29 protein-coding genes and 2 pseudogenes are annotated in these 24,544 nt (G+C 63.5%); 14 read left to right on the top strand and 17 right to left on the bottom strand.

Features of this window, described 5'->3' with window-relative positions; genetic code table 11:
* Positions 1–718: 718 nt before the first annotated feature.
* Positions 719–1,117, bottom strand: coding sequence for a hypothetical protein (locus NATTI_RS0113925; protein ID WP_006090077.1), 399 nt, complete (start codon positions 1,115–1,117; stop codon positions 719–721).
* A 240-nt stretch (positions 1,118–1,357) separates the two neighbouring features.
* On the opposite strand from NATTI_RS0113925, the gene NATTI_RS26565 reads away from it, so the two are divergent.
* Together NATTI_RS26565 and NATTI_RS0113915 are read left to right on the top strand one after the other, a co-directional pair.
* Positions 1,358–1,510, top strand: a complete 153-nt coding sequence (locus tag NATTI_RS26565) for a hypothetical protein (RefSeq protein ID WP_006090076.1) — start codon at positions 1,358–1,360, stop codon at positions 1,508–1,510.
* On the top strand, positions 1,507–1,860 hold the full coding sequence (locus NATTI_RS0113915; protein ID WP_006090075.1) for a type II toxin-antitoxin system VapC family toxin: 354 nt from the start codon (positions 1,507–1,509) through the stop codon (positions 1,858–1,860). The genes NATTI_RS26565 and NATTI_RS0113915 overlap by 4 nt, the downstream gene beginning before the upstream one ends.
* 28 nt (positions 1,861–1,888) lie before the next feature.
* Here the strand turns inward: NATTI_RS0113915 and NATTI_RS27015 are convergent.
* Positions 1,889–2,134, bottom strand: a pseudogene (locus NATTI_RS27015) (hypothetical protein); the annotation flags it as partial.
* 195 nt (positions 2,135–2,329) lie between these two features.
* Here NATTI_RS27015 and NATTI_RS0113910 point away from each other — a divergent pair.
* The gene (locus NATTI_RS0113910) at positions 2,330–2,524 is read left to right on the top strand and encodes a DUF4177 domain-containing protein (protein ID WP_006090074.1); all 195 of its coding nucleotides are present in this window, start codon (positions 2,330–2,332) and stop codon (positions 2,522–2,524) included.
* Positions 2,521–3,522, top strand: a complete 1,002-nt coding sequence (locus NATTI_RS0113905; protein ID WP_006090073.1) for a hypothetical protein — start codon at positions 2,521–2,523, stop codon at positions 3,520–3,522. The genes NATTI_RS0113910 and NATTI_RS0113905 overlap by 4 nt, the downstream gene beginning before the upstream one ends.
* Positions 3,523–3,530: 8 nt before the next feature.
* On the opposite strand, the gene NATTI_RS0113900 is transcribed toward NATTI_RS0113905, so the two are convergent.
* From NATTI_RS0113900 to NATTI_RS0113890, 3 genes are all read right to left on the bottom strand, one after another.
* Positions 3,531–3,761: a hypothetical protein gene (locus NATTI_RS0113900; protein WP_027119166.1), complete on the bottom strand. Its 231-nt coding sequence runs from the start codon at positions 3,759–3,761 to the stop codon at positions 3,531–3,533.
* A 316-nt stretch (positions 3,762–4,077) separates the two neighbouring features.
* The gene (locus tag NATTI_RS0113895) at positions 4,078–4,653 is read right to left on the bottom strand and encodes a hypothetical protein (RefSeq protein WP_241434323.1); all 576 of its coding nucleotides are present in this window, start codon (positions 4,651–4,653) and stop codon (positions 4,078–4,080) included.
* A 127-nt stretch (positions 4,654–4,780) separates the two neighbouring features.
* Positions 4,781–5,098 (bottom strand): hypothetical protein, encoded by a 318-nt coding sequence (locus tag NATTI_RS0113890; protein ID WP_006090070.1) that lies wholly within the window; start codon positions 5,096–5,098, stop codon positions 4,781–4,783.
* Between the two features lie 291 nt (positions 5,099–5,389).
* Here NATTI_RS0113890 and NATTI_RS0113885 point away from each other — a divergent pair, with 291 nt between their 5' ends.
* Positions 5,390–6,451, top strand: coding sequence for a beta propeller repeat protein (locus tag NATTI_RS0113885; protein WP_006090069.1), 1,062 nt, complete (start codon positions 5,390–5,392; stop codon positions 6,449–6,451).
* A gap of 61 nt (positions 6,452–6,512) precedes the next feature.
* Here NATTI_RS0113885 and NATTI_RS0113880 read toward each other — a convergent pair whose 3' ends face one another.
* Complete coding sequence (locus tag NATTI_RS0113880) at positions 6,513–7,310, bottom strand: hypothetical protein (protein ID WP_006090068.1); 798 nt, start codon at positions 7,308–7,310, stop codon at positions 6,513–6,515.
* A 2-nt stretch (positions 7,311–7,312) separates the two neighbouring features.
* Positions 7,313–8,545 (bottom strand): PQQ-binding-like beta-propeller repeat protein, encoded by a 1,233-nt coding sequence (locus NATTI_RS0113875; protein WP_006090067.1) that lies wholly within the window; start codon positions 8,543–8,545, stop codon positions 7,313–7,315.
* Between the two features lie 206 nt (positions 8,546–8,751).
* Here NATTI_RS0113875 and NATTI_RS0113865 point away from each other — a divergent pair, with 206 nt between their 5' ends.
* From NATTI_RS0113865 to NATTI_RS0113855, 3 genes are read left to right on the top strand one after another with little or no spacing between them, the layout of a single operon-like run.
* Positions 8,752–9,069, top strand: a complete 318-nt coding sequence (locus NATTI_RS0113865; RefSeq protein WP_006090066.1) for a 30S ribosomal protein S24e — start codon at positions 8,752–8,754, stop codon at positions 9,067–9,069.
* A gap of 1 nt (position 9,070) precedes the next feature.
* On the top strand, positions 9,071–9,205 hold the full coding sequence (locus tag NATTI_RS0113860; protein ID WP_006090065.1) for a 30S ribosomal protein S27ae: 135 nt from the start codon (positions 9,071–9,073) through the stop codon (positions 9,203–9,205).
* Positions 9,206–9,259: 54 nt separating this feature from the next.
* Positions 9,260–10,939, top strand: coding sequence for a bifunctional N(6)-L-threonylcarbamoyladenine synthase/serine/threonine protein kinase (locus NATTI_RS0113855; RefSeq protein WP_006090064.1), 1,680 nt, complete (start codon positions 9,260–9,262; stop codon positions 10,937–10,939).
* A gap of 33 nt (positions 10,940–10,972) precedes the next feature.
* Here the strand turns inward: NATTI_RS0113855 and NATTI_RS0113850 are convergent, their stop codons facing one another.
* On the bottom strand, positions 10,973–11,203 hold the full coding sequence (locus tag NATTI_RS0113850) for a YgaP family membrane protein (protein WP_006090063.1): 231 nt from the start codon (positions 11,201–11,203) through the stop codon (positions 10,973–10,975).
* A gap of 63 nt (positions 11,204–11,266) precedes the next feature.
* Between NATTI_RS0113850 and pcp the strand changes: the two genes are divergently transcribed.
* The 6 genes from pcp to arsM all read left to right on the top strand — a co-directional run bounded on the left by pcp (position 11,267) and on the right by arsM (position 15,797).
* On the top strand, positions 11,267–11,914 hold the full coding sequence (gene pcp, locus NATTI_RS0113845; protein WP_006090062.1) for a pyroglutamyl-peptidase I: 648 nt from the start codon (positions 11,267–11,269) through the stop codon (positions 11,912–11,914).
* 100 nt (positions 11,915–12,014) lie between these two features.
* Positions 12,015–12,299 carry a DUF5808 domain-containing protein gene (locus NATTI_RS0113840; RefSeq protein WP_006090061.1) on the top strand — a complete coding sequence of 95 codons (285 nt, stop codon included), beginning with the start codon at positions 12,015–12,017 and terminating at the stop codon, positions 12,297–12,299.
* Between the two features lie 311 nt (positions 12,300–12,610).
* On the top strand, positions 12,611–13,795 hold the full coding sequence (locus tag NATTI_RS0113835; protein ID WP_006090060.1) for a glucosamine inositolphosphorylceramide transferase family protein: 1,185 nt from the start codon (positions 12,611–12,613) through the stop codon (positions 13,793–13,795).
* A 51-nt stretch (positions 13,796–13,846) separates the two neighbouring features.
* Positions 13,847–14,398 carry an XTP/dITP diphosphatase gene (locus tag NATTI_RS0113830; RefSeq protein WP_006090059.1) on the top strand — a complete coding sequence of 184 codons (552 nt, stop codon included), beginning with the start codon at positions 13,847–13,849 and terminating at the stop codon, positions 14,396–14,398.
* Positions 14,399–14,593: 195 nt separating this feature from the next.
* On the top strand, positions 14,594–14,983 hold the full coding sequence (locus NATTI_RS0113825) for an ArsR/SmtB family transcription factor (RefSeq protein ID WP_006090058.1): 390 nt from the start codon (positions 14,594–14,596) through the stop codon (positions 14,981–14,983).
* 43 nt (positions 14,984–15,026) lie between these two features.
* A complete protein-coding gene (gene arsM / locus NATTI_RS0113820) occupies positions 15,027–15,797 on the top strand; it encodes an arsenite methyltransferase (RefSeq protein WP_006090057.1) in 771 nt (256 codons plus the stop codon).
* A gap of 75 nt (positions 15,798–15,872) precedes the next feature.
* Here arsM and NATTI_RS0113815 read toward each other — a convergent pair whose 3' ends face one another.
* The 9 genes and pseudogenes from NATTI_RS0113815 to NATTI_RS0113775 form a co-directional block, all read right to left on the bottom strand.
* Entirely contained in the window at positions 15,873–16,994 is a 1,122-nt protein-coding gene (locus NATTI_RS0113815; RefSeq protein ID WP_006090056.1) for a guanosine monophosphate reductase, read from the bottom strand.
* An 87-nt stretch (positions 16,995–17,081) separates the two neighbouring features.
* On the bottom strand, positions 17,082–17,555 hold the full coding sequence (locus NATTI_RS0113810) for a DUF7384 family protein (protein WP_006090055.1): 474 nt from the start codon (positions 17,553–17,555) through the stop codon (positions 17,082–17,084).
* Complete coding sequence (locus NATTI_RS27330) at positions 17,548–17,676, bottom strand: hypothetical protein (protein ID WP_006090054.1); 129 nt, start codon at positions 17,674–17,676, stop codon at positions 17,548–17,550. Before NATTI_RS27330 ends, NATTI_RS0113810 begins: the two co-directional genes overlap by 8 nt.
* A 470-nt stretch (positions 17,677–18,146) precedes the next feature.
* Positions 18,147–19,250 (bottom strand): putative sulfate/molybdate transporter, encoded by a 1,104-nt coding sequence (locus tag NATTI_RS0113800; RefSeq protein ID WP_019991886.1) that lies wholly within the window; start codon positions 19,248–19,250, stop codon positions 18,147–18,149.
* A gap of 155 nt (positions 19,251–19,405) precedes the next feature.
* Positions 19,406–19,858 carry a hypothetical protein gene (locus tag NATTI_RS0113795; protein WP_241434322.1) on the bottom strand — a complete coding sequence of 151 codons (453 nt, stop codon included), beginning with the start codon at positions 19,856–19,858 and terminating at the stop codon, positions 19,406–19,408.
* Positions 19,859–20,080: 222 nt separating this feature from the next.
* Complete coding sequence (locus NATTI_RS0113790; RefSeq protein WP_006090051.1) at positions 20,081–20,887, bottom strand: hypothetical protein; 807 nt, start codon at positions 20,885–20,887, stop codon at positions 20,081–20,083.
* Positions 20,888–21,037: 150 nt separating this feature from the next.
* Positions 21,038–21,718: pseudogene (locus tag NATTI_RS25000) on the bottom strand (putative sulfate/molybdate transporter); the annotation flags it as partial.
* 183 nt (positions 21,719–21,901) lie between these two features.
* The gene (locus NATTI_RS0113780) at positions 21,902–23,521 is read right to left on the bottom strand and encodes a methyl-accepting chemotaxis protein (RefSeq protein WP_006090049.1); all 1,620 of its coding nucleotides are present in this window, start codon (positions 23,519–23,521) and stop codon (positions 21,902–21,904) included.
* Positions 23,514–24,149: a heme NO-binding domain-containing protein gene (locus NATTI_RS0113775; protein WP_006090048.1), complete on the bottom strand. Its 636-nt coding sequence runs from the start codon at positions 24,147–24,149 to the stop codon at positions 23,514–23,516. The genes NATTI_RS0113780 and NATTI_RS0113775 overlap by 8 nt, the downstream gene beginning before the upstream one ends.
* Positions 24,150–24,544 lie beyond the last annotated feature (395 nt).

Here is a 24,544-nt window from a genome sequence, read left to right as displayed (position 1 = left end):
AGCGAAGCGACGGAGCAGGAACGTCTCACAATGGGTTCAAATCCCTCCCATCAAAATTCTGTACCGCTTTGAATTATACAAAGCAAGGAGAATACCTGCGGCTTTAGCCGCAGGATGAATCCGACAACACAAACACAATCCACGTTTCGATGGCCAGTTCGAGATTTCTGATCCGTATTTTCAAGTGGCAGACCATCCTATGTAGAAGGAGGAATCAGGCTAGAACAGAGTGATTCTGCCTCGTCCTACGATGGCGGCCTGCCCGCCCCAAGCAATCAAACAGTAATCGGAACCAGTCGATGACCGGCGAACCCTCACAGGGTTCGACTGGAGTTGACTGCTGTAAGCACGAAGAAAGTAACTCCGAGTCCGTCGAAGTCTACCGGACTCCCCGAGGCAAAAACAACTCTAGGAGTCCGAATATGATAGAGGATAGGAGTACCGGGGGCTTGGCACTCCCAGCAGTCCCACCCGCTACAGTCCGTGAGCATCCCACGGATTCTCACCGTTCGGATGCTCGGTAGGACTGTAAACCTGAAATCTCCAACACTGAGCAAACCGGAGGTTTGCGACGTACGCGAATCTTCGATTCGCTTGACTCAGGATTCCTCCGGCTTTAGCCGGAGGAGGATGTCAATCGGATAGTCGCTGAAGCGGACACTCCTCGAGCCACACTGAACGATCCACAACCGAAGCCGACTCGATACAGTTTCGACACTCAGCAGTCACGAGAGGAGATGATTGACGGGGGAGTGAATCCGCCGGTACTGCTGATTTCGAACCGAATGCTGACACATCGCTCCTCCCCGTCGATGTTGTCAGCGGCGGCAACTTCCTGCTCGCTGTCGTTGGTAGCGGCTCGGATGAGGTACTGACCGGCCCCGTCGACGGGGGCCTCTTCGACAGGTTCCGATCCGGGATCGATCGTATACGTCTCCGAAAAGCGCGTCTCCTCGCCCTCTGTGACGGTAACGTCTACATCTCGAGGCTCACTGTATCGGTTCCGGACGGAGACCGAATCCAGAAGTGGGAGCGCTGGGTCGTCGTCGACGGACGTGCATCCAGACACACAGAGGAGCGAAACGCCGGTTGTCGACAGGAGAGCGCGTCGCTTCATACATATCTCTTCCAGATGAAAGCTATAGCTCTTCTGGGATTTTCCGGACGCAGCTATCAGTGGGACCGGTCGCAACGAATGGACATTCCGACGACCGTGGCCGCTTACTACACACGGGTGTTGATCACGGGAACAGTGGTTCGCGAACGTCGGCACTCGAGAGCCCTGAGTAGTTGGACGGGATTGATTCGATTCGGTTCCACCAGTAGGATTTTGCAATTTTCCCAGTAATCATACGGTATGAGTCTCACAACCGACGACTTCGCTGAGTTCATGGCTGGAGACCCTGAGGATGACGAAGAGGTCCCGCTCGGAGACGCACTCTCTGAGTTAGCCGTCGACGTAGACGTTGATGCAGTCGAAAAGGTCCGTGACGTTCGCGAACGGCTATGAAACTCTTTTCCGACACGAACGTTCTTGTCGCTGCTGTAACTCACGATACCGACCGCTCCGAAACTGCCGTTCGTGTTCTCGACGAGTTCGACGAGACCCATACGTCCGTTCTGAACCCTATGGAACTTCGATCAGTGCTATCGAAAAAGAAGCAGTTCGAACGTGAGCGCGTCGAGCGAATCGAACAGCGAGTTAGTTCCCGGAGGACCGTCACGTTCCCAGACGCATCGGATATGATCGAGGCAAATCAGCTTCAGAAAAAGACACTACTCTATCCGATGGATGCACTTGTTCTCGCCACTGCAAACGCTGTTGACGCAACGCTTGTCTCATTCGACAGAGAACTGTAAGAACACGGCGCAAAGCTCCCTCAAGATCTCATCTAACTTTCCGGCCCGGGTAAAAGACCGAATTAATCAAGATTTTTGCCTGTTCAGTCCCACGGTGATCGCCACCCCCGTGCCAGCGAAGTAACGGCAGGTCGCTCGAGCGAACCATCTTATCGTTGACGATCGTACATCCAGAGCGACCGTGCGGCTGGTAGACGACGAAACAGCACCAGCCGTCCGCTCGCCGGAACGTTTCGCGATACTCTCGATACACATTAAAATTCCCCGGCTGCCCGCGCTGTGGTGAGCCGATCACGATGGCGGTGGTCGCCGGACCGATGACGGCCACGGTCTCGCCCTGTGGCTGTCGGGTGGTGCCGGAGTCGCTCGAGTAACGAGCGGTGTATGAGGGTAGCAACTCGAGCCACCCAAATAGCTCTATCAGGTGCAGGGACAACCATCACCTGTCACCGAGTGATCTATTACGGAAATGACTAGCGAGTCCGCCGACTGGGAGTACAAAGCCGTCGAGCCCCCGACGGAACTCACGAAACGCGAGTCCGCCAACCCCGAGCAACGACTCAACGAACTGGCCGCGGAGGGGTGGCGACTCGTGGAGACCGTCTCCTACGACGGCGGTGGGACGAAGTACCTGATCTTCGAGCGGTCGCTCGAGGACGCATGAAGGACTTCTCGTCCGACAACACGATGCGGGGTCGGGCCGCTGAGAATCGCTACAAGCTCTGGGTGCTGCTCAACGCGAATCGGTGGGCGCTCACTGGAGGAATGGCCGCCGGGATCTTCGGGGCGCTCATGTTCTGGGGGGTCTCGAACCCGCCGTCGGCACAGGAGGTGCTGTTGACCACCGACTGGGTCAAGATGTCCTTTCAGGCGCTGATCGGCGCGCTCATCACCGGTACCACGCTGGTCGTCTCGATCAACCAACTCGTCCTCTCCCAGGAGATCGGCCCGCTCGGCAGCCAGCGCCGGCGGATGGATCTGGCGATGGACTTCTACAAGAATACCGACGACTTACTCGAGTTTCCCAGCCCCGCCAATCCGGCGCTCTTTCTCAAGGAACTCATCGACGCGACCAGCGACCGCGCTCGCGCGTTCGAGAACGCGGTCCAAGAGAGCGACGACGAGGAGTTCCGGGAGCACACCGAGGCGTACGTCGAGGACCTGCTCGAGAACGCCGAGGTAGCGACGGACCAGCTCGAGAACGCCGATTTCGGCTCCTTCGCGGTGATGAAAGCCGCGCTGAACTACAACTACGACCGGAAGATGTACGATCTGCGCTGGCTGCTGGACCAATACGAGGACCGCCTCACGACGGCACAACGCGAGACGGGTCGGGAAACGCTCGAGGCGCTCACGATGTACGGCCCCGCGCGGGAGTACATCAAGACGCTCTACTTCCAGTGGTCGCTGGTCAAACTCTCGCAGGGAATTCTGTATCTCGCGGTGCCGGCGCTCGTCGTCGCGGGTGGCATGGTGATGCTCGTCGACGGGACCTCGATCAGCGGCACGCTCCTCGGGATCGACGTCTGGCTGTGGGTCATCTGTGCCGCGTACACGATCTGTGTCCTGCCGTTCTTGCTGTTCGTCTCCTACATCCTCCGGTTGGCGACAATCGCGAAGCGAACGTCCGCGATGGGGCCGCTCGTTCTCCGCGGGGACTGAGCGCCCAATCAGTCGCTCGAGCAGTGAAGCAGTCTCGCTTCGCCGCCGGGCTGGTGGCGATCCCGGCGCGGTCGGCTGGTGATCGTCGTCCGACAGACCGGACAGTCGTAGTCGACCGCGTCGCCGTTCGGTCGCTGGTTCCAGTCGCCCTCGATGGGACTCTCGTGGCCGCAGTCGAAACAGTACAGCATCGTCTTATCGGGTATCAGGGGGTCGGTAGTGGAGGCGGGGAGTGTCATACCAGCGGTCCGAACTGGGTGGACATAACCCCGTTGGTGTCAGCCGCGATAGACGAATGCTATCGGGTCACACCTCGAGCGAGCCGAACGCTATAGTAGCCACTGAAAATCACTACACACCCGATCGCAGGAGGCAGCGCGGTTCGGAACGTACGCGGTTCGGAGCGAACGGAGTGAGCGAGAACCGCGGAAAGCGAGCGGGGAGGGACGACCCGCGAGCTATGCGATCGATGTGTACATCGTTTCAGTTGTTACTATAATGATGTACCCGAACTGCCCGCTCTACTGGCGGTCACGCGAACGACGAAACGGATCGTTATTCGATAGCTTCGACTTCGATCTCGAGTTCCTCCGGGTGGGCCTCGGCGTAGTCGCTCTCGAATTCGAAGGTCGTCGTCTCGTCGGCGTCCAGTCGTAGCTCGGCGTCGTCTACGACCTCGCTGCCGTCTAGCAATCGAACGTCGACTCGTCCGTCGTCGCCCTCGTTCTCGATCTCGACGCCGATCTCCGCGGCCCAGACTCGAAATCCGTACGCCTCCTGGTCCGTCGGCTGCTCCTCGGTAACGGTCACTTCCCGGCGCTCGTCGGCGTCGAAGTACCGCTCGCTGCTGGTTTCCGCGTCCGTGGACGCGTCGTACGGGTCGTCGTTCTGATCGTCCATCCAGACGAGCGTCGTCCCGACGTCGCCGCTCGCTCCGGTGTTTTCGATTTCGACGGTGAAGTCGTATCTGTCTCCGGACTGGTGCTCGCTGTCGACGTCGACGACGCGGGGTTCGGGGTAGTACATGTCGACCGCACGAGGCTCCGGCGAACTGCTCGACAGACACCCGGCGACGGCACCCATTGAAAGCGTCCCTGCACTGACTAGCACTGCGCGACGTTCACGGTCCATGTCATTTCCCACAAACTGACCGCTCTTGTCCTCTTTGGTACGTCCGCTCCGGACGGGAAGCGAGCCGACATCCGACGCGTCTACGACCCACAGTCGGGCCGGTCTCCGATCGAGCGCGTCCGCGGCGCTAGTCGTCGAGTTTCCCCTCGAGCCACCCTTCGACGCGCTCGACGACGGCCGTCGCCACGGCGTCGGCGATCAGGTCGGGCGAGTCGGTCAGATCCCAGACGTACTCGCCGTTTCGCGTCATCGTCACCCACTCGACGTACTCGCTGCGGTCGAGTTCGAGGAGCAACTCCTCGAGGACGCTCTCGTCGAGTCGACAGCCGACCGCGTCTTCGATGCGCGCGGTGAGCTGGGGTGTCGTTGCGACGACACGGTCCTCGTCGGCGGCGGTCGTGGAGAGGGCGGTCGGCGTTTGTGGGGACGGCGGCCGGTCGGTCATAGTCGAGCCATCGGTTGGTGGCCGAGATGTATTAATTCTGGTGGAAGTCTCGGTATCGTGACTACCGCGAAACACGACCGGATCCGAGCCGCGCGGTCGACCGCGTCCGAGCCGAGCATTGTTCGTCGGGGTGATAGTTTGCCGTATCCGACTCCGGTTACAACGGGAGTTTCGTCGTGAAAGCAGGCCCAGTGGGACGCTCCCGATCGAGACGGTTATCGAGTCGCCTCGAGTCGCCCGGCCCGCTTCGCCACCCCTGATCGTTTGTAGCTGGCACCCGTCCGTCCCACCATGTCGACCCTCTACGCGGCACTCCGCGATCGACTCCTCGTGTGTACCCCAGGCGGACCGACCGATACCGACTGGACGGTGACAACCCGCCTCGAGGGCTACGATCTCGAGTGCGTCGCCGCTTCCCCCGCCGCCCCGGATCGCGTCTTCGTCGGGACCTTCGAGGACGGACTCTTTCGCGCGCAGTCGACGGAGGACAGGACGGGCGAGCAGAGCGCCGATGCCGGCGTTTCGTCGTTCGAGCGCCTCGAGGCCGAGTTCGTCAGCGACGCGGTCATGTCGCTTGCGGTCAGCCCCCACGACCCGGACGTGGTTTACGCAGGCACAGAGCCGAGTCGCGTCTACCGTTCCACGGACGGCGGCGACTCCTGGACTGTACTCCCGGGATTGACCGATCTCCCCTCCGCCGAGGAGTGGTACTTCCCGCCGCGCCCGCACACCCACCACGTCCGCTGGCTCGAGGTCGATCCGTTCGATCCCGACCGTCTCTACGTCGGCATCGAGGCCGGCGCGTTCGTCCTGAGCACCGACGGCGGCGAGACCTGGCACGAACGACCCGAAGGCTCCCGCCGGGACAACCACACGCTGGCGATCCACCCGGGCCGAGAGGGGCGCGTCTACACCGCCGCGGGCGACGGCTACGCCGAGAGCGACGACGGCGGCGAGTCCTGGACCCATCCCCAGGAGGGCCTCGACCACACCTACTGCTGGGGGCTCGCTACCGACCCGGGCGATCCGGACTCGGTCATCGTCTCGAGCGCGAGCGGCGCTCGAAGCGCCCACACGGCCGAGACGGCCGAGTCGTACGCCTACCGCCGCACCGACGGCGACCCCTGGGAGCGACTCGACGACCACGGGCTGCCGACGGGCGACGGGGTCGTTCGTGCCGTCTTCGACACGACGCGCGAGGACGGCGTCGTCTACGCGCTGAACAACCGGGGCCTGTTCGTCAGCGAGGACTTCGGCGGCCGCTGGGAGCGCGTCGTTATCGACTGGCCAGCGGAACTCGAGACGCAGACGCCCCGTGGTCTGGCCGTTCTCGACGGTGATAGTAGTCGCTGAAGTCAGTCAACCCGCGGTCCCAGGACAGCGTCGCGATCGGTGTGGAAACCGTTTCAGTGGCTTAGAGTCTCGCTTCGACCGGCATCCCGACCCGTTCGTCACGGTGGTTCTCGAACAGCGAGACGATCGCGACGGCGTGAACCGGTGCGACGAGCGCGCTACCCAGGAACGCGCCGATGACGGGAACGCTGGTGAGAAGCCAGGTGACGATTCCGAGGACGAGTATCAGTCCGAGCACCGACCAGCGGACGCCCCGGGTCCAGGCGCCGGCATGTCGGATCGCCGTCCAGGGCGGCATGCCAGCGGCAACGAGTCCGGGCACTGGAAAGAGCCACACCAGCACGGCGAAGAACGCTGCCAGCGGAACAAGCCCGAGCAGCCCCATCTCCTGAAGGAACCCGATCGAGCCGAGCAGCCGATGCGCGAGGTCGATTCCGACTACGAGCCCGAGATACGACGGGAGCGGTCCGAGACGCGTCTCGCCGTCCAGCAGGCGTGTCAAGGTGATAACCCCGGCGATCGAAACCGCGAGCACGGAGAGGACGTACAGTCCGAATCCCCACGCGAGATACGGCGCCTCGAGTCCGACGAGCGACTCGAGGGGCAGCGTCGTCTGCCCAACGCCGGTCGGATAACCGGGAAACTCGACGTAGACAGTCGCTTCGTCGAGCCCCCCGTACTCGAGGACCGGGATCGGATCGCGCCGCCGGAGCGCGTCGACGACGGAGAGAACGATCCCCGCGGCGGCGAACGGAACGAGCAGGGACGGATTCCGACTGAGCCGGCCGACGGCCGCCGAGAGGACGGGCACGACGGACCACTCCCGCCGGTCGTACCCGTCGTTTCGGTCGCGCGACACGGTCAGCTCGCCTCCTCGAGAGCCAGTAGTCCCTCGCCGGTGAGGACGTACAACGCGCCGTCGCCGACGATCGGCTGCGTGAAGTACGTCGAATCCTCGTAGGTCCATCGCCGGTCGCCGGTCTCGGCGTCGATCGCGACCAGTTCGGAGATCTGGTAGCCGAGGTAGACGACGCCGTCGGCCACGACCGGGTCCGTGTCGGGACCGTAGTCGGCGATCCACTCCCGCTCGCCGCTCTCGAGGTCGATCGCGTGCAGCGACTCCGCGCCGTCGGTGACGAACACGGTCCCGTCGGCGACGGCAGCGCTTCCGTCGGTAGCGTTCCCGTCGTAGACGTACTCCCACTGGAGGCTGCCGTCGGCCCGGTCGAGCAGGACGACGCCCTCCTGTTCGGGGACGACCAGCCCCGCATCGGTCGCCGTCGCCGGCCCGAAGTGACGGTAGTTCAGGGCGCTGTCCGCGTGGGGATCCGGCCTAACGCTCCAGCGAGTGTCGCCCGTCTCGGCGTCGAACGCGACGACGTCGCCGGGACGACTCGAGACGTAGACGGTCCCGTCGCGGACCGCCGGTCGGTTCGAACCGATCGACCGCTCGTCGCCGACCGTTCGCTCCCACAGGACGCGGCCGCTGCTCGCATCGAGGGCAACGACGCGGTCGGTGTCGGGAACGACCCCGTAGACCGTCCCGTCGGCCGTGACAGGCGACGGCTCCCGCGGCGACGAACTGGACCAGCGCCGGACCTCCCCGCCGTGGCTGTGCCAGCGCTCGGTGCCGACTGACCGCCCGAACGCCGCGTAGCCGCCGCCGGCGCTCACTCCGCGAATCCCCTCGCGGCCGCTGACGGCGAGCGTGTCGTGTCGGTAGGCTCTCGCTTTGGCTCGAGCAGGCGTCGACCAGTAGCGACCGTCCCGTGCGAATCGAATTTCGCCGGTGGTCCGATCGAACGCGACGAGCGACCCTCGGCCGACGACGTATAGCGTCTCCCCGACGAGAATCGGTGCCGCCAGCCCGTGCATTGGCGACTCCCTGTCACGCTGCCACGCGACGTCGACGCCGTCTTTCGGCCCCGAAGCGGCTGGATTGTGACCGGTTCCGGCGGGGTCGTACCGCGCCATCGGCCAGTCGGTCTCGGTCGTCGCTCCGGGTGAGATCGGTCTGTCGACGAACTGGAGGCCGCCGGCGACCCCCGCGAGGGCGAGGCCGCCGCCGGCGAGTACGTGTCGTCTGGAGGGCATCACCGAAGGGATTCATCCACAAAACATGTAAACACTCTCATTCGTTGAAGCCGAATTCAACGGCGTTCGTCAGCGTCGGCGCAGTCGACGGAGCGGCGTTCTCGCCGGTCGACGGAGAGACCGACTCGAGTACCCGTGCAATCGGCTGCATGCTTCGAAATCCTTTTAGGCGCTACACGGGGATAGTAGTGTAACTGAGTGATATCATGGACGTCGACATCATCTCCGAAACGGAGAACCCCATGTTGCATCGAACGGACGTTACCTTCGAACTGACCCACGAGGACGCGACCCCCTCGCGCCTGCAGGTTCGGGACAGTCTCGCGGCCAAACTGAACAAGGATGCCGACGAGGTCGTCGTCCGCAAACTCGACACCAAGTTCGGGATGCGCAAGACCGTCGGACAGGCGAAAGTCTACGACACGGCCGACAACGCCCGCGACGTCGAGCAGGACCACATGCTCGAGCGCAACAAGATCGGTGCCGCCGAAGAGGACGCCGAGCCGGAAGCGGAGGAGGCCTGAAATGGCACGACACGAACTCTACAACGACGACGGCACCACGGAGCGCGAGAAGTGCCCCCGCTGCGGAGACGTTTTCCTCGCCGACCACGGCGACCGCACCCACTGCGGAAAGTGTGGGTACACCGAGTGGGAATAACGGGGACAGTTCCGCTCCACTCTCCCGACCGATCGTACAGCCGGATACCTACACGTGAGTTCTGACACCCGAATTCTCGGCATCGAAGGCACCGCCTGGGCGGCCAGCGCGGCCGTCTACGATGGCGCTACCGACGACGTATTCATCGAGAGCGACGCCTACGAACCCGACAGCGGCGGCATCCATCCGCGCGAGGCCGCCGAACACATGCACGACGCGATTCCACGCGTCGTAGAGACCGCACTCGAGCACGCTCGCGAGACGGACGACGGTCCGTCCTCGGAGCCGCCGATCGATGCCGTCGCCTTCTCGCAAGGTCCCGGTCTCGGTCCCTGCCTGCGCATCGTCGGCACGGCCGCGCGCGCGCTGAGCCAGGCCCTCGAGGTCCCCCTCGTCGGCGTCAACCACATGGTCGCCCACCTCGAGATCGGCCGGCACACGTCGGGTTTTGACTCCCCCGTCTGCCTGAACGCGAGCGGCGCGAACGCCCACCTGCTGGCCTATCGCAACGGCCGGTATCGCGTACTGGGCGAGACGATGGACACCGGCGTCGGCAACGCGATCGACAAGTTCACCCGCCACGTCGGCTGGACACACCCCGGCGGGCCGAAAGTCGAGGCCGCCGCCGAAGACGGCGAATACGTCGACCTCCCCTACGTCGTCAAGGGGATGGACTTCTCCTTTTCGGGGATCATGAGCGCCGCGAAGCAGGCCCACGACGATGGGACGCCGATCGAGGACGTCTGCTTTTCCCTCCAAGAGAACATCTTCGGAATGCTCACCGAGGTCGCCGAGCGCGCGCTCTCGCTGACCGGCAGCGACGAACTCGTCCTCGGCGGCGGCGTCGGACAGAACGCCCGCCTGCGCGAGATGCTCGAGTCGATGTGCGCCCAGCGCGGGGCCGAGTTCCACGCCCCCGAGGCGCGATTCCTGCGGGACAACGCGGGCATGATCGCCGTACTCGGCGCGAAGATGTACAATGCGGGCGACACGCTGGCGCTCGAGGACTCGCGCGTCGATCCGAACTACCGGCCCGATCAGGTGCCGGTCACCTGGCGGGCCGACGAGTCTGACCTGCAACTCGGACGCACCGACGACGGCCGGGTCCGCGGCGCGGAAGCTCTCGTCTCCCTCGAGCCCGACGCCGGCCGAGTCACGAAACACCGCGAGTCGAAGAGCTACCGGCATCCCGCCCTCGACGAGCGTCTCCGGCGCGAGCGCACGACCCTCGAGGCCCGTCTGACGAGTCTCGCCCGTCGCGAGGGCGTGCCGACGCCGGTGCTGTCGGATGTCGATCCGCTCGAGGCACGACTGGAACTCGAGTACGTCGGCGACGCCGACCTCCGCGACGCTCTCACGCCCGAGCGCGTTCGTGACGTCGGCCGCCACCTCGCCCGACTCCATCGAGCGGGGTTCGTCCACGGCGATCCGACGACGCGGAACGTCCGGGTCGGGAGATGCAACGAGTCTCGGGAGAAGCGAGCGGGCGACGGGCGCGAGCCGGCACCGGACCGCACCTACCTTATCGACTTCGGCCTCGGTTACCACACCGACCACGTCGAGGACTACGCGATGGACGTTCACGTCTTCGACCAGAGCCTCGTCGGCACCGCGGACGATCCCGAGCCGCTGCGCGAGGCGGTGCGGGAGGGGTACCGCGAGGTCGGCGAGGAGAGAGTACTCGAGCGCCTGCGGGACGTAGAGGGCCGGGGTCGATACGTAGAGGGTACGTGAGCAGCGACGGGCCGGAATCAGTGGGCTGCCCAGTTACTCGAGCGAGCAGGCGTCGTCCTCACCGGCGGTCGTGTCGAGTCCGAACAGCAGGTTTCCGCCGCAAAAGCCGGTCAGCACGTTCTGGAGCAGTCCGAGTCCCGCGATCGCCGCGATTGCGGCGCGTTCACGTTCGTCCTCAGAATACGCTGCCACACCGACCACGACCAGCCAGATGCCGAGGACGCCTCGGACGATCCGATCGAGACCGCCGACGTTGCGTTTCATGCGTTAGTGTAAGATGGTTGGGGTGAAAAGCGTTCGTGTCGCGGCCGTCGAATCGAGGAACTCATGCCCGATCAGTTTGAGATGCGATCGATGACCGAGATCCTGCTCACCGGCTACGAACCGTTCGGCGAGTTCGAATCCAACCCTGCGAGCCAGCTCGCGAACCGCCTCGACGGAACGACCGTCAGCGACGCCACCGTCGTCGGACGCGAACTTCCTGTCGTCTTCGACCGCGTCCGTCCGGCGCTCGAGGCCGCCATCGACGACCACGACCCCGATATCGTCTGCGGACTCGGCTTGGCCGCCGGTCGGAACACCCTCTCGCTCGAGCGCGTCGGGATCAATCTCCGGGATACCGCGGGAATCCCCGACAACGAGGCTCGAACGGTGGTCGACGAGCCGGCGGTGGACGACGGGCCGGACGCCTACTTCGCGACACTGCCGCTTCGAGCGATGAAGGAAGCGATGCTCGAGGCGGGCGTCCCGACCACGCTGTCGACCGACGCCGGAACGCACGCCTGCAACAATTTCCTCTACGCCGCGCGCCATCTCGTCGAAACGAGTGATCGGGAGTTCAGCGCCGGGTTCGTCCACGTCCCCATGTCGCACGAGCAGGCGGCCGAACGCGACGACGGCGAGCCCAGTTTGGCGCTCGAAGCGATGGCCGACGGGCTCGTCGCCGGGCTCGAGCGTGCGGTCGCGGAACGGTGAAACCGGCGGCGATAGCGCCTCGAGCGCACCTCGGAGGGTCCCTTGCGAGCAGAGAGACGAGTACCCAATACTCATATCCGGGGAGGATGTACGTTCGCGCATGGCAGACAAGCCGAGTTCCGGAGAGATTCTCGGGGTACCGTACAACTTCGAACGACCCAGCATGGGCCGCATGCTCTCGTCGTACTGGCAGCCCGGCGAAGGAATGCTCGTCGAGAAACCCTTCGGCGTCGGCTACACGCTGAACCTCGCCAACTGGCGCTCGTGGGTCGTCGTGCTCATCGCCGGCGCGCTCCTCTGGCAGCAAGAACAGGGGACGACCGAGCAGAGCCAGGAGACCGAGGACGAACCCGTCGAAGTCATCGTCGACGACGACGAGAACTAACCGCTGCGAGCGATCGCCGGAAATAAGGCCGGATTGTTGTAGAGGCTATCGGCGACAGCGCCGACGACATCCCAGTGAATTACGCTGATCGCTCACGATCGATGTGAGTCAGCTCTACGGCAGTAGCAGTGTTAATCAGTCGTCGGTTGCCGACCAGAGCGGTTCCGGTAGGCATCTGTTATACAAAGCAAGGAGAATACCTGCGGCTTTAGCCGGAGGAGGATGTCAATCGATGCTGTCGATTCGCGTGGTTCCCGGCGACCGGACAGTCAGTGACTAACAATTAGCACCGATAGAGAGGGTCACGTATAGTGGCTCGAACGAACGATACTGTCGGCGGCGGTACCACCCCAGAGTCGTCCAACAGTGCGTCGGTTACCGAACGACTTCGATCGGCTGCGATCGACTCGCGAACGGTCTCTCGAGCGGCGTGGCATTGCGGCCGGTTCGTCCACCAGACATGTCCCACCCTCGTACGTCGAATCCGCCGGCGGCTTCGGCCGGACGCGTCTCGCCAGCCGTCGGTCGCGTCCGACGGCGGCGTCATTTCGACGGCTCAGCAGTCCCCGTCCCCAACGTCGGCCGACTTGCCCGCCGCGGATCCGCTCGAGTTGCAGCCCGATCCGACGGTCGTCAACCCGGTACTCACCGCGATGGATGTCACCGATTTCGGGGCCGTCGACTTCGTCGCGGATCCGTTCCTGTTCGTCACCGATACCGGGGAGTGGCACATGTTTTTCGAGGTCCTGAATCGCGATCGAACGCCGCCGGCGGCGATCGGACACGCGACGAGCCCGGACGGCGGCTTCACCTGGGAGTACGATCGGATCGTCCTCGAGACGGACGAGCACCTCTCCTTTCCGTACGTCTTCGAGTGGGAAGGCACCCAGTATATGGTCCCCGAGGAGGGCGGCCCGGACGGCACGACGGTCACGCTGTACGAGGCGGTCGACTTTCCGACGGTGTGGCGGCCGGTTGCGACGCCCGTTGTGAACGATCACGGGACGGACGATACGGTACTCTTCAGGTGGGAAGGCCGTTGGTGGGCAATCGTCGGTGACTCGGTCTACGAGAACCGGATTCACGTCTATCACAGCGAGTCGCTTCGCGCGGACGACTGGACGCCACACGCCGCGAACCCCGTGGTCACCGATCGACCGAGTGCGACGCGACCCGCCGGCCGACCAATCGTCCGCAACGATCGGCTGCTCGTGTTCTACCAGGACTGTCGCCGACAGTACGGCGACAAGGTTCGAGCGTACGAGATCACGGAGCTCTCGCCGACGACCTACGCCGACCGCGAATGCGAAGCGTCGCCGGTTCTCGAGGGCTCCAACTCGCCGTTCGGCTGGTCCTCCGGCCGGATGCACCACATCGACGCCTGGCACACCGGAGACGGCTGGCGGTGTGCCGTCGACGGAAACGTCGGGTTCGGACAGTCCGTGCTCTCGGACAACCACTGGGCGATCGGGATGTACGTCGACGCCGATCGGTGATCGGCGAACCGACGGCTATATTCGCCCGGGAGCCACCGCCTCGAGTAGCATATGACCATCCGATTCGTCACCGGTAACGAGGGGAAAGTTCGCGAGGCGCGATCGTACTTCGACGGCATCGCATCCGTCGAACAGGTTCAGTACGACTACACCGAGGTACAGAGCGACTCGCTCGAGGAGATCGCGACCCACGGCGCCCGCGAGACGTTTGCGGCGCTCGAGAGCGACGAGCCGGTGATCGTCGACGATACGGGACTGTTCGTCGAGACACTGGGCGGATTTCCGGGCCCGTACTCGGCCTACGTCGAGGATACCGTCGGCGTCGAGCGACTCTGGCGACTCGCGAGCGAAGAGGCAAACCGACGGGCGCGGTTCTGGACGGTCGTCGTCTACGCGGATGCTAACGGAACGGAGACCTTCGAGGGATCGGTCGCCGGCACGCTCGTCGCCCCGCGCGGAGAGGGCGGGTTCGGCTACGACCCCATTTTCGAGTATAACGGGACGACGTTAGCCGAGATGAGCACCGAGGAGAAGAACGCGATCAGCCACCGCGGCCGCGCGTTCGCCGAATTCGCGGAGTGGTACGCCGACCACGAAGCGTAAGATCGGATCGGTATTTTCCGATCTATCGATTACGGATCGATTCCTTTAGTCCAGTTGTATCGCTTCTGACCGTTCCATCTACCAACGTCACTTCTCTTTGCTAGAGCTTTATATCGATGAATGCCGATGTGGTTATTGTGGGACAGATAAAAACAGACCGCCATCGAACACCGCATCGGATCGATCAATCCCGATATGAACTCGAGCAGTGAGTCCCTCGAGGCGGCCTGTCAGGCGCTCGAAAGCGTCTACGACGATGTCGACGGGGCCGTCGCCGGACTCGAGGATCGCCGACCGACCGACGGTCGGGCCACGACGCAGGCCACCGTCTTCGGTGCGCTCGCGAACGAACATCGGGTCCGCATTCTCGAGGCGCTCCGGGAGGGCGAACTGTGCGCCTGCGAGTTGCAGGTCGTCCTCGAGGCTCCGCAATCGACCGTCGCGACGCATCTCCGAACGCTTCGGGACGCGGGACTGGTCAAGGGCCGCAAGAAGGGGAAGTGGACTTACTACCGGATCGCCGACACGGCGGTCTTCGAACTGCTCGATCTGGGGGCTGCCGTGGACGTTCCGGCGGACGACTGATCGCGATAGTACCTTCCGACCTGTACACCACCAAACACCACCAATGACGACGAACGAAACACCCGACGACGACGCGACGACCGACCAGCGAACGCACGTCCGCGAGACGTACGGCGACATCGCAGCGACCGGCGACGGCTGTTGTGAGAGCTCCGACGCCGAGATAGCGGCCGATCCGGATCGCACGCTCTCGCTCGGCTACGACGCCGACGACCTCGAGTCCGTTCCCGACGAGTCGAACCTCGGACTCGGCTGTGGCAACCCGGTCGCGATTTCGAATCTCGAGGCCGGCGAGACCGTGCTCGACCTCGGCTCCGGCGGCGGCTTCGACTGCTTCCTGGCGGCCCGCGAGGTCGGCCCCGAAGGTCGCGTTATCGGCGTCGATATGACTCCGGAGATGCTCGAGCGCGCTCGCAAGAACGCGGCCGATAGCGATCACGAGAACATCGAATTCCGACTCGGCGAGATCGAACAGTTGCCCCTCGCCGATTCCAGCGTCGATACGATCATCTCGAACTGCGTCGTCAACCTCTCCCCCGATAAGCAGCAGGTGCTCGCGGAGGCCGACCGCGTTCTGCGACCCGGCGGCACGCTCGCGATTTCGGACCTCGTCGCGACCGAACCGTTGCCCGACGAAATCCGGGACGATCCCGACGCCGTCGACGCCTGCGTCGGCGGTGCCGCGACGATCGACGAACTGGAAACGTGGCTTGCCGACGCGGGGTTCGTCGATCGCTCGATCACCGTCGAGGGCGAGTGGACCGACGACCTGCCGATCGTCTCGGCGCGAGTCGAAGCCAGAAAACCCGCCTGAGACACGCCATCGTGATCAGCCGTCCGATGCCGTACGCCGTATCGACAGCGGGAGCCGTTCGAACCGGACGAGAGGTCAGTCGTCGCCTTCGGTGGTGGCGTTTACCGCCTCGTCGGTCGTCGGGTCGCCCCCGGCCATCGATTTGCTATCGACGCTGACGCCCTCCCAGTCGTGGTCCGCGTGGTAGCCCTCGCGTTCTTTCGCGCTGGGAGCGACCCGGATGAACTCGGCCTTCTCGCGGGCCTCGGGGATCGTGTGGCCGCCGCAGTAGGAGAGTCCGGACTGGATGCCGGCACAGAACTCCGCAACGATGTCGGCGACCGGTCCCTTGTACGGCGTCAGGGCCTCGACGCCCTCGTCGGCGCGAACGTTGTTTTCCTTGTCGTCGCGCTTTTCTGCGGCGGTCGTGGTCGCCATCCCTCGGGAGCGTTTGTACCGCGTTCCGTCGACTTCGACCACTGCACCGGGTGCCTCCTCGGTCCCGGCGAAGAGACTCCCCATCATGACGGTGTCCGCCCCCGCCATCAACGCCTTCACCGCGTCGCCGGACGTGCGAATGCCGCCGTCCGCACAGACAGTGACGTCCAGGTCCTCGGCCGCCTCCGCACAGTCGTCGATCGCGGTCAACTGCGGGACGCCGGTTCCGGCGACTTTCCGCGTGGTACAGTGCGAGCCCGGACCGATACCGACCTTCACGCAGTCGGCACCGACAGCCGCGAGATCCTCGACGCCCGCGGGGGTCGCGACGTTGCCGGCGACGAGATCGGTCTCCGGAAACGCCGCCCGGAGGGTCTCGACGGCCTCGAGCGTGCGCTCGAGGTGGCCGTGGGCCACGTCGACGACGAGGGCGTCGACGCCGGCGTCGACGAGCTGGGCACAGCGCCCGACGTAGTCCTCGTCGATTCCGACTGCAGCACCTACCCGTTCACCGCTATCATGGACCCGCTCGATCTGCTCGGCCTGCTCCGCGGCCGTGAGAAACCGGTGGAGGACGCCGAACCCGCCGGCTCGCGAGAGTTCGATCGCCAGTTCGGCCTCCGTGACGGTGTCCATCGCGGCGGAGACGAGGGGCGTCTCCAGTTCGATCGACGGCGTGAAAGCCGTCGAGAGGTCGACGTTGCTCCGGCTATCAACTGGCGAGCGGTTCGGAACGAGGAGCACGTCCCCGTAACTTAACCCGGTGCGTAGATCGTTCATGCCCCTCCACACTCTCGGCTGTAGCAGAATAAGCGTCCCGACTCGAGAGGCGGGTGAGCCGTCGCGACACCGCTCCCAGCCGTCGGCTCACTCCCGTGGGTCCCGATCCGGGCCCGGATACGTTCCCCCTTCGACGGCCTCGTAAAGGCTCTCGGGGTCGAACAGTCGGGCAAAAGCGTCCGGCGGACGGACGCTCACCGAGACGCGAGACTGCAGGGAGAGCCCAGCCTGTGGGGATCCGAGGTTCTCGTCGTAGGAGAGCAGGTGTGCCGCCGCCCCGCGGTACGCCGAGGCGAGCGCTGGATGGTCGTCCGCGGGGTGCTCGACGGCGACTCGCTCGGCCTCGAGGCGCTCTCGATGGTCGGCCGCGAGGTCCGAATCGGCGAGATCGGACACGAGGCGCTCCGTTCGCTCGAGCAGCGGATCGCTCGCGACGAGGTCGACCCACGAGTGGCTTCGGACGTGATCGAGGGCCTCGCGCGCGTCGCCGCCGACGAGCAGGTCGGCCGCGAGTACGTCTGCGTCCGCGACGACGCGTGCGGAGTCGGGACGCTCAGGCATCCTCAGATGCCTCCTCGGTCGCTGACGGAGCCGCAAGATCGTCGGCCGCCGTCCGCACGTCTTCGAGCGTGACGTCGTACTCCCCGCCGCGGTCAAACAGTTCGGCCCAGGTCGCTGTCATCGGCGGTGCTTCGCAGTCCGGGGAGAAAAGCGGCGTGTCTCTCGGCTGCGCGGAGTTTAGTATAGCAATTATTGGTGTATCCCAGTGGAACCAGTTACGACGGATTCGTCACCCAGAGCGCGATTCGAGCGCTAAAGAGTGCTTCTGGCGTCTCTCCGCATTTTCGTCGAGTTCTCCGTTGTAATTCGATAAAAACGAGGGTCTGCTCTCGCTGGCAACAATGATATTGACGTCCTCCCCAGCCGATTCACTCATTTCATTCGCTCATCCACTGGAAGACGCTTCGCGACTTCCAAGCCGTCGCTCGTCGCACTCGCGACGACCTCGCACGCTTTCGGGCCGCGTCTCACTGTCCGTTCGCCGCGGCTTAGCGCGCGCACCGCACGTGATCTGATCGTTTCGAAGGACCAACGTGCCCGCTATTGATCCAGAACGAATCCACTCTTGTTGCAACGCATACCACCAGTTCGTCACGCTCGACTCGAGAGCACCCAGAACGCGATGGCCCCGAGTACGAACGCTACACCGACGTTCACCGCGAGTCCGAGCGAACCGACGCCGATGACGATCGCCAGGGACCGATGACCGGCGACCGGTTCGAACGCCGCTCGAGCCAACTCGAGAGAGACCACGACGAGCAAGACGCCCAAGACAGCAACCGGGAACGCTGCCAGCAGTGCGCCGGTGGCCACCAGCGCGAGCGCGAGGTAGCCAACCCCGAGGATGACGTTCGCACCCCCGGTGCGAGCGCCGAAGGCGTACTTCCCCGCGAGCCCGCCGCTGCCGTGACACATCGGGACGCCGCCGATCGGAATCGCGGCGAGACAGGTCGCGCCCATGCTCCGCGAGAGCGCGTCGGGCGAGACATCCCGATCGTAGAGATCGCCACAGAGCAGGGCCGTCGCGATGGCGGCGTTGCCGACCGTCATCCCCAACTGGGCGACGGTTCCCTCGAGTGCGCCGGCCGAGAGCGTTGGCGTCCCCGCGGGAAAGAGCGCGAGTTCGGGCAGTCGCGGTGTCGGCATCCCCGTCGTTGCGACGGCCGCGGCCCCGCCGAGACCGAGAATGAGCAGGACGCTCGCGGCCCGATAGCCGACCAGCGCCAGACAGCCGACGACGGCCAATCCGGCGACAGCGACCGGGACGTTTCCTGCTGAGAGTCCGACAGCCGCCTCGAGCAACAGCAAGGCGACGGCGAACTGAACGCCGCGGATCACGGGTTCGCCGACCACCCGCTGGAGTTGGCCGACGAGTCCCAGCTTTCCCACGGCGAGCAACACGCCGCCCGCGAGGAGCCCGGCCGCGGCAAGTTCGGGATACGAGAGCGAGCCGACGATCGCGAGCCCGATCAGGGCCTTCATCGGCTCGATGGACATCGGCATCCCGTAGTAGATCCCCCAGACGATCTGAAAGACGCCGAAGCCGACCAGCACGTGCGGCAGGGAGACGCTCGTCGTCGCTGCCAGCGCAACCAGCAGGGGGAGGACCGTAACCGAATCTCCTAGCGCACCCGTGAGTTCGTTGGCAGTGAACTCGAGTTTCGATTGCGTCCCGATACCTCGCGAATAATCCATGTGCTCCTGATTTACAGCCGAAATCCTTTCACTGTTTCCCGTAACTATAACCCGTTCCAGCGATCGGCTAGCGTAATCATATACATTTTCGTTCTGAATACGGTGAAAGCCGTTGGTTCCGTACGACGTCGGATAGTGTCCGTACCGACTTTGTCTCACAGAATCCGTTTTCGAATCGTCGTTAGCGGAACGTACCGAGCGATGAAGCCGCCGAACGCTGCTAGACCGATGACGTACAGGACGAGAAATGCGCCAAACGCGACGAACAAAACCGACGGGGGTACGAGTTGTCCCTCGGGATCGAACTCCAACTCTGTGGCAAGGACCGTCCCAACGTCCTCGGTGAGTGTGATATAACTGACGTACACGAGGATGTACGCTCCCGGTACGATACCCGCGGTGGCACCCGCTTTCGTACCGCCGTTCGATCGGCGTGCCGTATACCAGCCACCTGCAGCCATTCCGAAAATCGGAATTATCGTCAAAAAGATGCCGACGAACAGCGAAGAGATGTTGAGGACGAACGCGATCGCCGGAACGAGCATGCAGACAATAACGATTGCCGTCCCAAGAGCGATGTCTACCAGTGACGGATACTCTTCCATCATATACTGATTTCCAACTCTGGGATAATAAAACACACGAATTTTACTTAATAATAGGGTCGCCCAGGGGAATTTTTCTAAAACAAGCGATGTAAGCGACCCCTTCTGTTATTACTTCACGCTCGCTTTGTTTGCCGGACTGTCGGGTGTCCAGTGGTTGGCCGGTACTCGCCCGTCGTTGGCCGTTCACTCCTGGACACTGCTGACTGTGTTCAGGTGATGTGGTCACCAGAACTGACTGATACCGCAGCCAACTGCACAGGCAGTCGCACTGCCCCCGATACAGACTGCACATGGTGTACAGGTCGGTTTTGTTGGAGCGGAAAGACACGGACTACAGACGGTTCTGCAGAACCGACCGACCGTGATACAGCTCGCCCAGCATTCTATCCCCATCGTTCCGACCTCGGATTCCGTGGGAAGGCCATAAACCGCTTCCAGACTATCGTCCTCCGCTATCTCGATGAGGAGGAGTTGCTCGCTCTTGTCCGTAAACGCTACCGGAAGAAACACACGCGTGATCCCCGAGATCTCGTCGACGTGTGCGGCCGCATCGTCCGTCATAACCGTATCGACGTTAGCTTCCTCGAGTACCGCCTCGTAATCGGCATCATCTTCCAGTGTTGCAAGTGCACGGGAAGTGACGCCGTTACTCATCGTGAGTTTCTCGACGGAAACCTCCTCGTCCTTAGCCTGGGCTCTGACAAGCGTGTTCGGGTTGACCTTGATTTCCGCAAGTCGCTCGTCGCTATTGTACGAGAAGACGCGTTTGCCTTTTCCAGTGACGGGAACGTCGATCCACGTTTCCGAATCGACCGTTTGCTTTGTCGCGTCCTCTATTTCGAGCGAGTCGTGATCGATATTTGCCGTATCGAGAGCAGCCCGTGCCTCCTCGTATTCCAGCGTCGTTTTCACGTCTTCCGCTGCGATGTCTTCACCCTGAGAGGCATGTACGGCACCCGTTCCGAACGTGGTAGCTGCGGTCATCGTTCCGATGCTCTTCAGAATCGTTCTCCGGTTTGTGTCTTTCATTTTACCCGCACTCTAATGATGATACTACTGAGTGTTAAAGATTCTGCTATTTATTATTCACATTTTACCTCCCGAAGTAGTTATTTGTTAGTGTATTCTAGCCCTTATCATCGCTATGGAGCCCCGACGACCGCTCTCAGACGGGAATTACAGTTTCGTCGCAATGGCGGCGTTGCCCACCGTCATCTCCAACTGGGCGACGGTTCCCTCGAGTGCGCCGGCCGAGAGCGTCGGCGTGCCCGCGGGAAAAAGCGCGAGTTCGCGCAGTCGCGGTGTCGGAATGCCGGTCGTCACAACGGCCGCGACCCCACCGAGACCGAGAATTAGCAGGACGCTTGCGCTTCGGTAGCCGACCAGCGCCAGACAACCGACGGCGGCCAACCCGGCGACGGCGACCGGGACGTTTCCGGCGGAGAGTCCGACGGCCGCCTCGAGCAACAACAGGGCGACGGCGAACTGGACGCCACGGATCACGGGTTCGCCGACCACTCGCTGGAGCTGACCGACGAGTCCCAGTTTGCCCACGGCGAGCAAGACGCCGCCCGCAAGCAGCCCGGCCGCCGCGAGTTCGGGATACGAGAGCGAGCCGACGATCGCGAGCCCGATCAGGGCCTTCATCGGCTCGATGGACATCGGCATCCCGTAGTAGATCCCCCAGACGATCTGAAAGACGCCGAAGCCGACCAGCACGTGCGGCAGGGAGACGCTCGTCGTCGCTGCCAGCGCAACCAGCAAAGGGAGGACCGTAACCGAATCCCCTAGCGCACCCGTGAGTTCGCTGGCGGTGAACTCGAGGTCGGATTCGGCCGCGACACTAGACGAGTACGCCATCTACATCCGCTATGGGCAAGACACACTTGACTGTTGTCCGTAACCGTTTTCGGTTCTCACCGGAGAATAGCGCTACCGCATCCAGTTACTGTCGTCGGGATGAAATCGGTGGCGGCTCGAAAGGTGACACAGCCGTGACCGAGAGAGCGAGACTCAAGGGACGATCCGGATACGTCGAAATCGCTATCGCGAGGCCGGTTCGCCGTCCCCGATCGTCTGCGTCGAGGGGTCGGCAGTCGAGACAGCCTCCGGATCGACGTCGTCGGTCGTTCTCGCTTCGGGAAGTTCGTACCCGGTTTCGGTCGCGTAGCGCTCGAGATGGGTGTTCAACTCGCCGGCCTGTTCGGTCAGGACCGTCGCACTGTGGGCCACGTGGGAGAGAGCGTCCGCCTGCGCGGACGCACGTCGGGACGCCCGGGCGGACATCGTCGCGGTATCGGCGCTCGTCTCCGCGGCGTCTTCGACTATTGCGACGACCTCCTCGGTCGCCGAGGCCTGTTCCTGAGTCGCCGCGGAGATCTCCTGGACGCCGTCGTTCGTCTGCTCGGCGAGGCCGGCGATCCGCTCGAGCGCGCCCGCCGCGTTCTCGACGTCGTCGACGCTGTCCTCGATACGGTCGCGGCTCGTTCGGACCTCGTCGGCCGCCGAAATGGCTCGCGTCCGAAGCTGCTCGAGGCGGTCTTCGACCGACTGGACCGAGTCGTAGACCTCCTCGGAGAGGGTTTGAATCTCGTTAGCGACGGCACCGAACCCCTGATCACCGCTACCGGCCGATCGAGAGGCCTCGATGTTGGCGTTGAGCGCCAGCATGTTCGTCTGCTCGGCGATGTCGCTGATCGACTCGATGAGGTCGTCGATCTGCTCGGCTTCGGCCTCGAGTTGTTCGATCTCCTCGAGGGTCCGTTCGGTTTCCGCATCGATCACGTCCATCCCTTCGATCGCATCGCTGGCGGCCTGTTCGCCTTGATAGCCGACTCTGGCGGTTCTATCGGCTCTGTCCGCGACTTCGGAAGCCGTCGCGGCGATCTCCTCGATCGTCGTCGAGAACGTCTGCATCTCGGTCGAGACGGTTCGAAGCTGTTCGTGCTGGGAGCGGTTCGTGTCGACGATGTCGGAGAGCGTCTCGCTCGCGCGGTCGCCCTCGGCCCGGACCGTCTCCATGCTCGTGTTGAGTTCGTGGCTGTAGGTGACGGCCTCGCCGGAGAACGACTTCAGCGTCGCGAACGTATCCTCGATCTCGGCGAGCATCGCGTTTGAGTTGTCGGCCAACTCGTCGACCGCGTCGTGGGTTCCGGGCTGACTGAACCGCTGGGTAAGGTCGCCCTCGGCGACCGATTGCGTCGTTTTTGCGTGTGATTCGACCATCGACTCGAGTTCGGTTAACGACCGATCCGTGCGTTCGCCGCGCGCAAGGCGGTCGCGAACCGATGCAAGCGAGCGCTCGAGTCGCGCGAGGTCGTCGTCTCGGTCGGTTGTGAACGAAACGTCGTGCTCGCCCGCTTCGAGACGGACTGCGCGATCCGTCACGTCGTCGATCGCTTCCCGCAAGTCGTCGCGTTCTCGGGGGGCAGTTCGGCCGTCGGACACCGCAGCGACTGCCGTGGCGACCAGTCCGGTGGCGACGACGCCACCGACGCCGACGCCGAGTACGGTCGGCGTCGCTTGGCCGAGTGCGACTGCGCCGACGGCGATACCGAGCAGTCCGACGAGCGTGACGACGATCCCGAAGCCGATCGGTCGCTGAGACTGTATCGCGCTCGGAACCCTCGACTGACGGTCTGGGGCCGTCGTTGACTCAGACATCCGGCCCTCCGCTCGTGGCTTCGGTTGTCGACTCGGGTTCGTCGTCGAACTCGAACGTCGCTTCCCTGTCGGTCGCCGATGTCGCGGCCCCGGTCCGTCGAATGTCGAACCGGCAGGCGTCGTCACCCTCGTGCATGCACGTCCGCTCTTCGGCGACCAGTTCTTCGTCGAACTTCGCTGCGACGCCCTGAATCGCCCCGCGTGCGACGTCACACAGCTTCCGATCGGAATCGTAGGTGATCCGAACGTGGTGTTCCCCGATTCGCTCCGATCGAATCCGCGGCGTCGTCAACGTCGTCATATCTCGGGTTCGCAACGACGTGTGGAACTGCTGGATGTTCGCGATGAGCTCGAGTCCGTCCCACTCGTCGTCGATGTGGAGATCGTAGGTCTCGAGCAGCGGCGGGACGACCCACTTCCCGTACTGGGTCAGGATCGTTCGCGGGCTCTGATCGGTCAGTTCGCCCGCCGTCCGGACAATCTCGTACACGTCGCCGTCCGGGTAGACGGTAACGGGCACGTAGACTTTCTCTTCGATGTCCGCTTCGCGTTGGATCGACAGCCAGGCGTCCTCGCCGTACGTGTCCACGACGAACGCCTGTAGCGTCTTCAGAATAATGCCGTGCATACGGTCCCCCGTTTTACCCCGATACGGTTTGCCGACCCTGAATTATCAAATTCCATGATAGTATATGGCGTTCCCAGTAGTGGTACTTAGAGATTTACCCTACACTGTTGGGTAGTTTGGATCGTCAGCGGTGACACGGCTACTGCCTCGTATGCGGCGAGCGACGGTTTCTGGGACGAGGGGTCGTAAACTCCTTGGCGCTATACAAAATCGTCGGGGTCGGCGACTCGTCGGCCATATGGCGGTACGACTCGAGCACCGCGTGATCCGAGCCGCAGTACGCCGTCGTGACTCACGAGCGCCGTGTCCGCACGCCGGTCGGATCACTCGTTCAGTGTTCTCGGCAATGACTATCCCAAGGCTGTCGTAGTCGACGGCCCGCCGTCGAACGGTGT

Source organism: Natronorubrum tibetense GA33 (genome assembly GCF_000383975.1).
Classification (GTDB): domain Archaea; phylum Halobacteriota; class Halobacteria; order Halobacteriales; family Natrialbaceae; genus Natronorubrum; species Natronorubrum tibetense.
This window is presented reverse-complemented; position numbering and strand designations above follow the sequence as displayed.

Bases quoted from the DNA above. Each gene is read 5' to 3' on its own strand.
- NATTI_RS0113780 (WP_006090049.1), bottom strand. From the start codon at position 23,521: ATGTCTGAGTCAACGACGGCCCCAGACCGTCAGTCGAGGGTTCCGAGC.
- NATTI_RS0113795 (WP_241434322.1), bottom strand. From the start codon at position 19,858: ATGATGGAAGAGTATCCGTCACTGGTAGACATCGCTCTTGGGACGGCA.
- NATTI_RS0113790 (WP_006090051.1), bottom strand. From the start codon at position 20,887: ATGAAAGACACAAACCGGAGAACGATTCTGAAGAGCATCGGAACGATG.
- pcp (WP_006090062.1), top strand. From the start codon at position 11,267: ATGCCCGATCAGTTTGAGATGCGATCGATGACCGAGATCCTGCTCACC.
- NATTI_RS0113915 (WP_006090075.1), top strand. From the start codon at position 1,507: ATGAAACTCTTTTCCGACACGAACGTTCTTGTCGCTGCTGTAACTCAC.
- NATTI_RS0113775 (WP_006090048.1), bottom strand. From the start codon at position 24,149: ATGCACGGCATTATTCTGAAGACGCTACAGGCGTTCGTCGTGGACACG.
- NATTI_RS0113875 (WP_006090067.1), bottom strand. From the start codon at position 8,545: ATGCCCTCCAGACGACACGTACTCGCCGGCGGCGGCCTCGCCCTCGCG.
- NATTI_RS0113860 (WP_006090065.1), top strand. From the start codon at position 9,071: ATGGCACGACACGAACTCTACAACGACGACGGCACCACGGAGCGCGAG.
- NATTI_RS0113800 (WP_019991886.1), bottom strand. From the start codon at position 19,250: ATGGATTATTCGCGAGGTATCGGGACGCAATCGAAACTCGAGTTCACT.
- NATTI_RS0113840 (WP_006090061.1), top strand. From the start codon at position 12,015: ATGGCAGACAAGCCGAGTTCCGGAGAGATTCTCGGGGTACCGTACAAC.
- NATTI_RS27330 (WP_006090054.1), bottom strand. From the start codon at position 17,676: ATGACAGCGACCTGGGCCGAACTGTTTGACCGCGGCGGGGAGTACGAC.
- NATTI_RS0113895 (WP_241434323.1), bottom strand. From the start codon at position 4,653: ATGGACCGTGAACGTCGCGCAGTGCTAGTCAGTGCAGGGACGCTTTCA.
- NATTI_RS0113885 (WP_006090069.1), top strand. From the start codon at position 5,390: ATGTCGACCCTCTACGCGGCACTCCGCGATCGACTCCTCGTGTGTACC.
- NATTI_RS0113830 (WP_006090059.1), top strand. From the start codon at position 13,847: ATGACCATCCGATTCGTCACCGGTAACGAGGGGAAAGTTCGCGAGGCG.
- NATTI_RS0113900 (WP_027119166.1), bottom strand. From the start codon at position 3,761: ATGACACTCCCCGCCTCCACTACCGACCCCCTGATACCCGATAAGACG.
- NATTI_RS0113890 (WP_006090070.1), bottom strand. From the start codon at position 5,098: ATGACCGACCGGCCGCCGTCCCCACAAACGCCGACCGCCCTCTCCACG.
- NATTI_RS0113925 (WP_006090077.1), bottom strand. From the start codon at position 1,117: ATGAAGCGACGCGCTCTCCTGTCGACAACCGGCGTTTCGCTCCTCTGT.
- NATTI_RS0113850 (WP_006090063.1), bottom strand. From the start codon at position 11,203: ATGAAACGCAACGTCGGCGGTCTCGATCGGATCGTCCGAGGCGTCCTC.
- NATTI_RS0113810 (WP_006090055.1), bottom strand. From the start codon at position 17,555: ATGCCTGAGCGTCCCGACTCCGCACGCGTCGTCGCGGACGCAGACGTA.
- NATTI_RS0113825 (WP_006090058.1), top strand. From the start codon at position 14,594: ATGAACTCGAGCAGTGAGTCCCTCGAGGCGGCCTGTCAGGCGCTCGAA.
- NATTI_RS0113815 (WP_006090056.1), bottom strand. From the start codon at position 16,994: ATGAACGATCTACGCACCGGGTTAAGTTACGGGGACGTGCTCCTCGTT.
- NATTI_RS26565 (WP_006090076.1), top strand. From the start codon at position 1,358: ATGAGTCTCACAACCGACGACTTCGCTGAGTTCATGGCTGGAGACCCT.
- arsM (WP_006090057.1), top strand. From the start codon at position 15,027: ATGACGACGAACGAAACACCCGACGACGACGCGACGACCGACCAGCGA.
- NATTI_RS0113865 (WP_006090066.1), top strand. From the start codon at position 8,752: ATGGACGTCGACATCATCTCCGAAACGGAGAACCCCATGTTGCATCGA.
- NATTI_RS0113910 (WP_006090074.1), top strand. From the start codon at position 2,330: ATGACTAGCGAGTCCGCCGACTGGGAGTACAAAGCCGTCGAGCCCCCG.
- NATTI_RS0113905 (WP_006090073.1), top strand. From the start codon at position 2,521: ATGAAGGACTTCTCGTCCGACAACACGATGCGGGGTCGGGCCGCTGAG.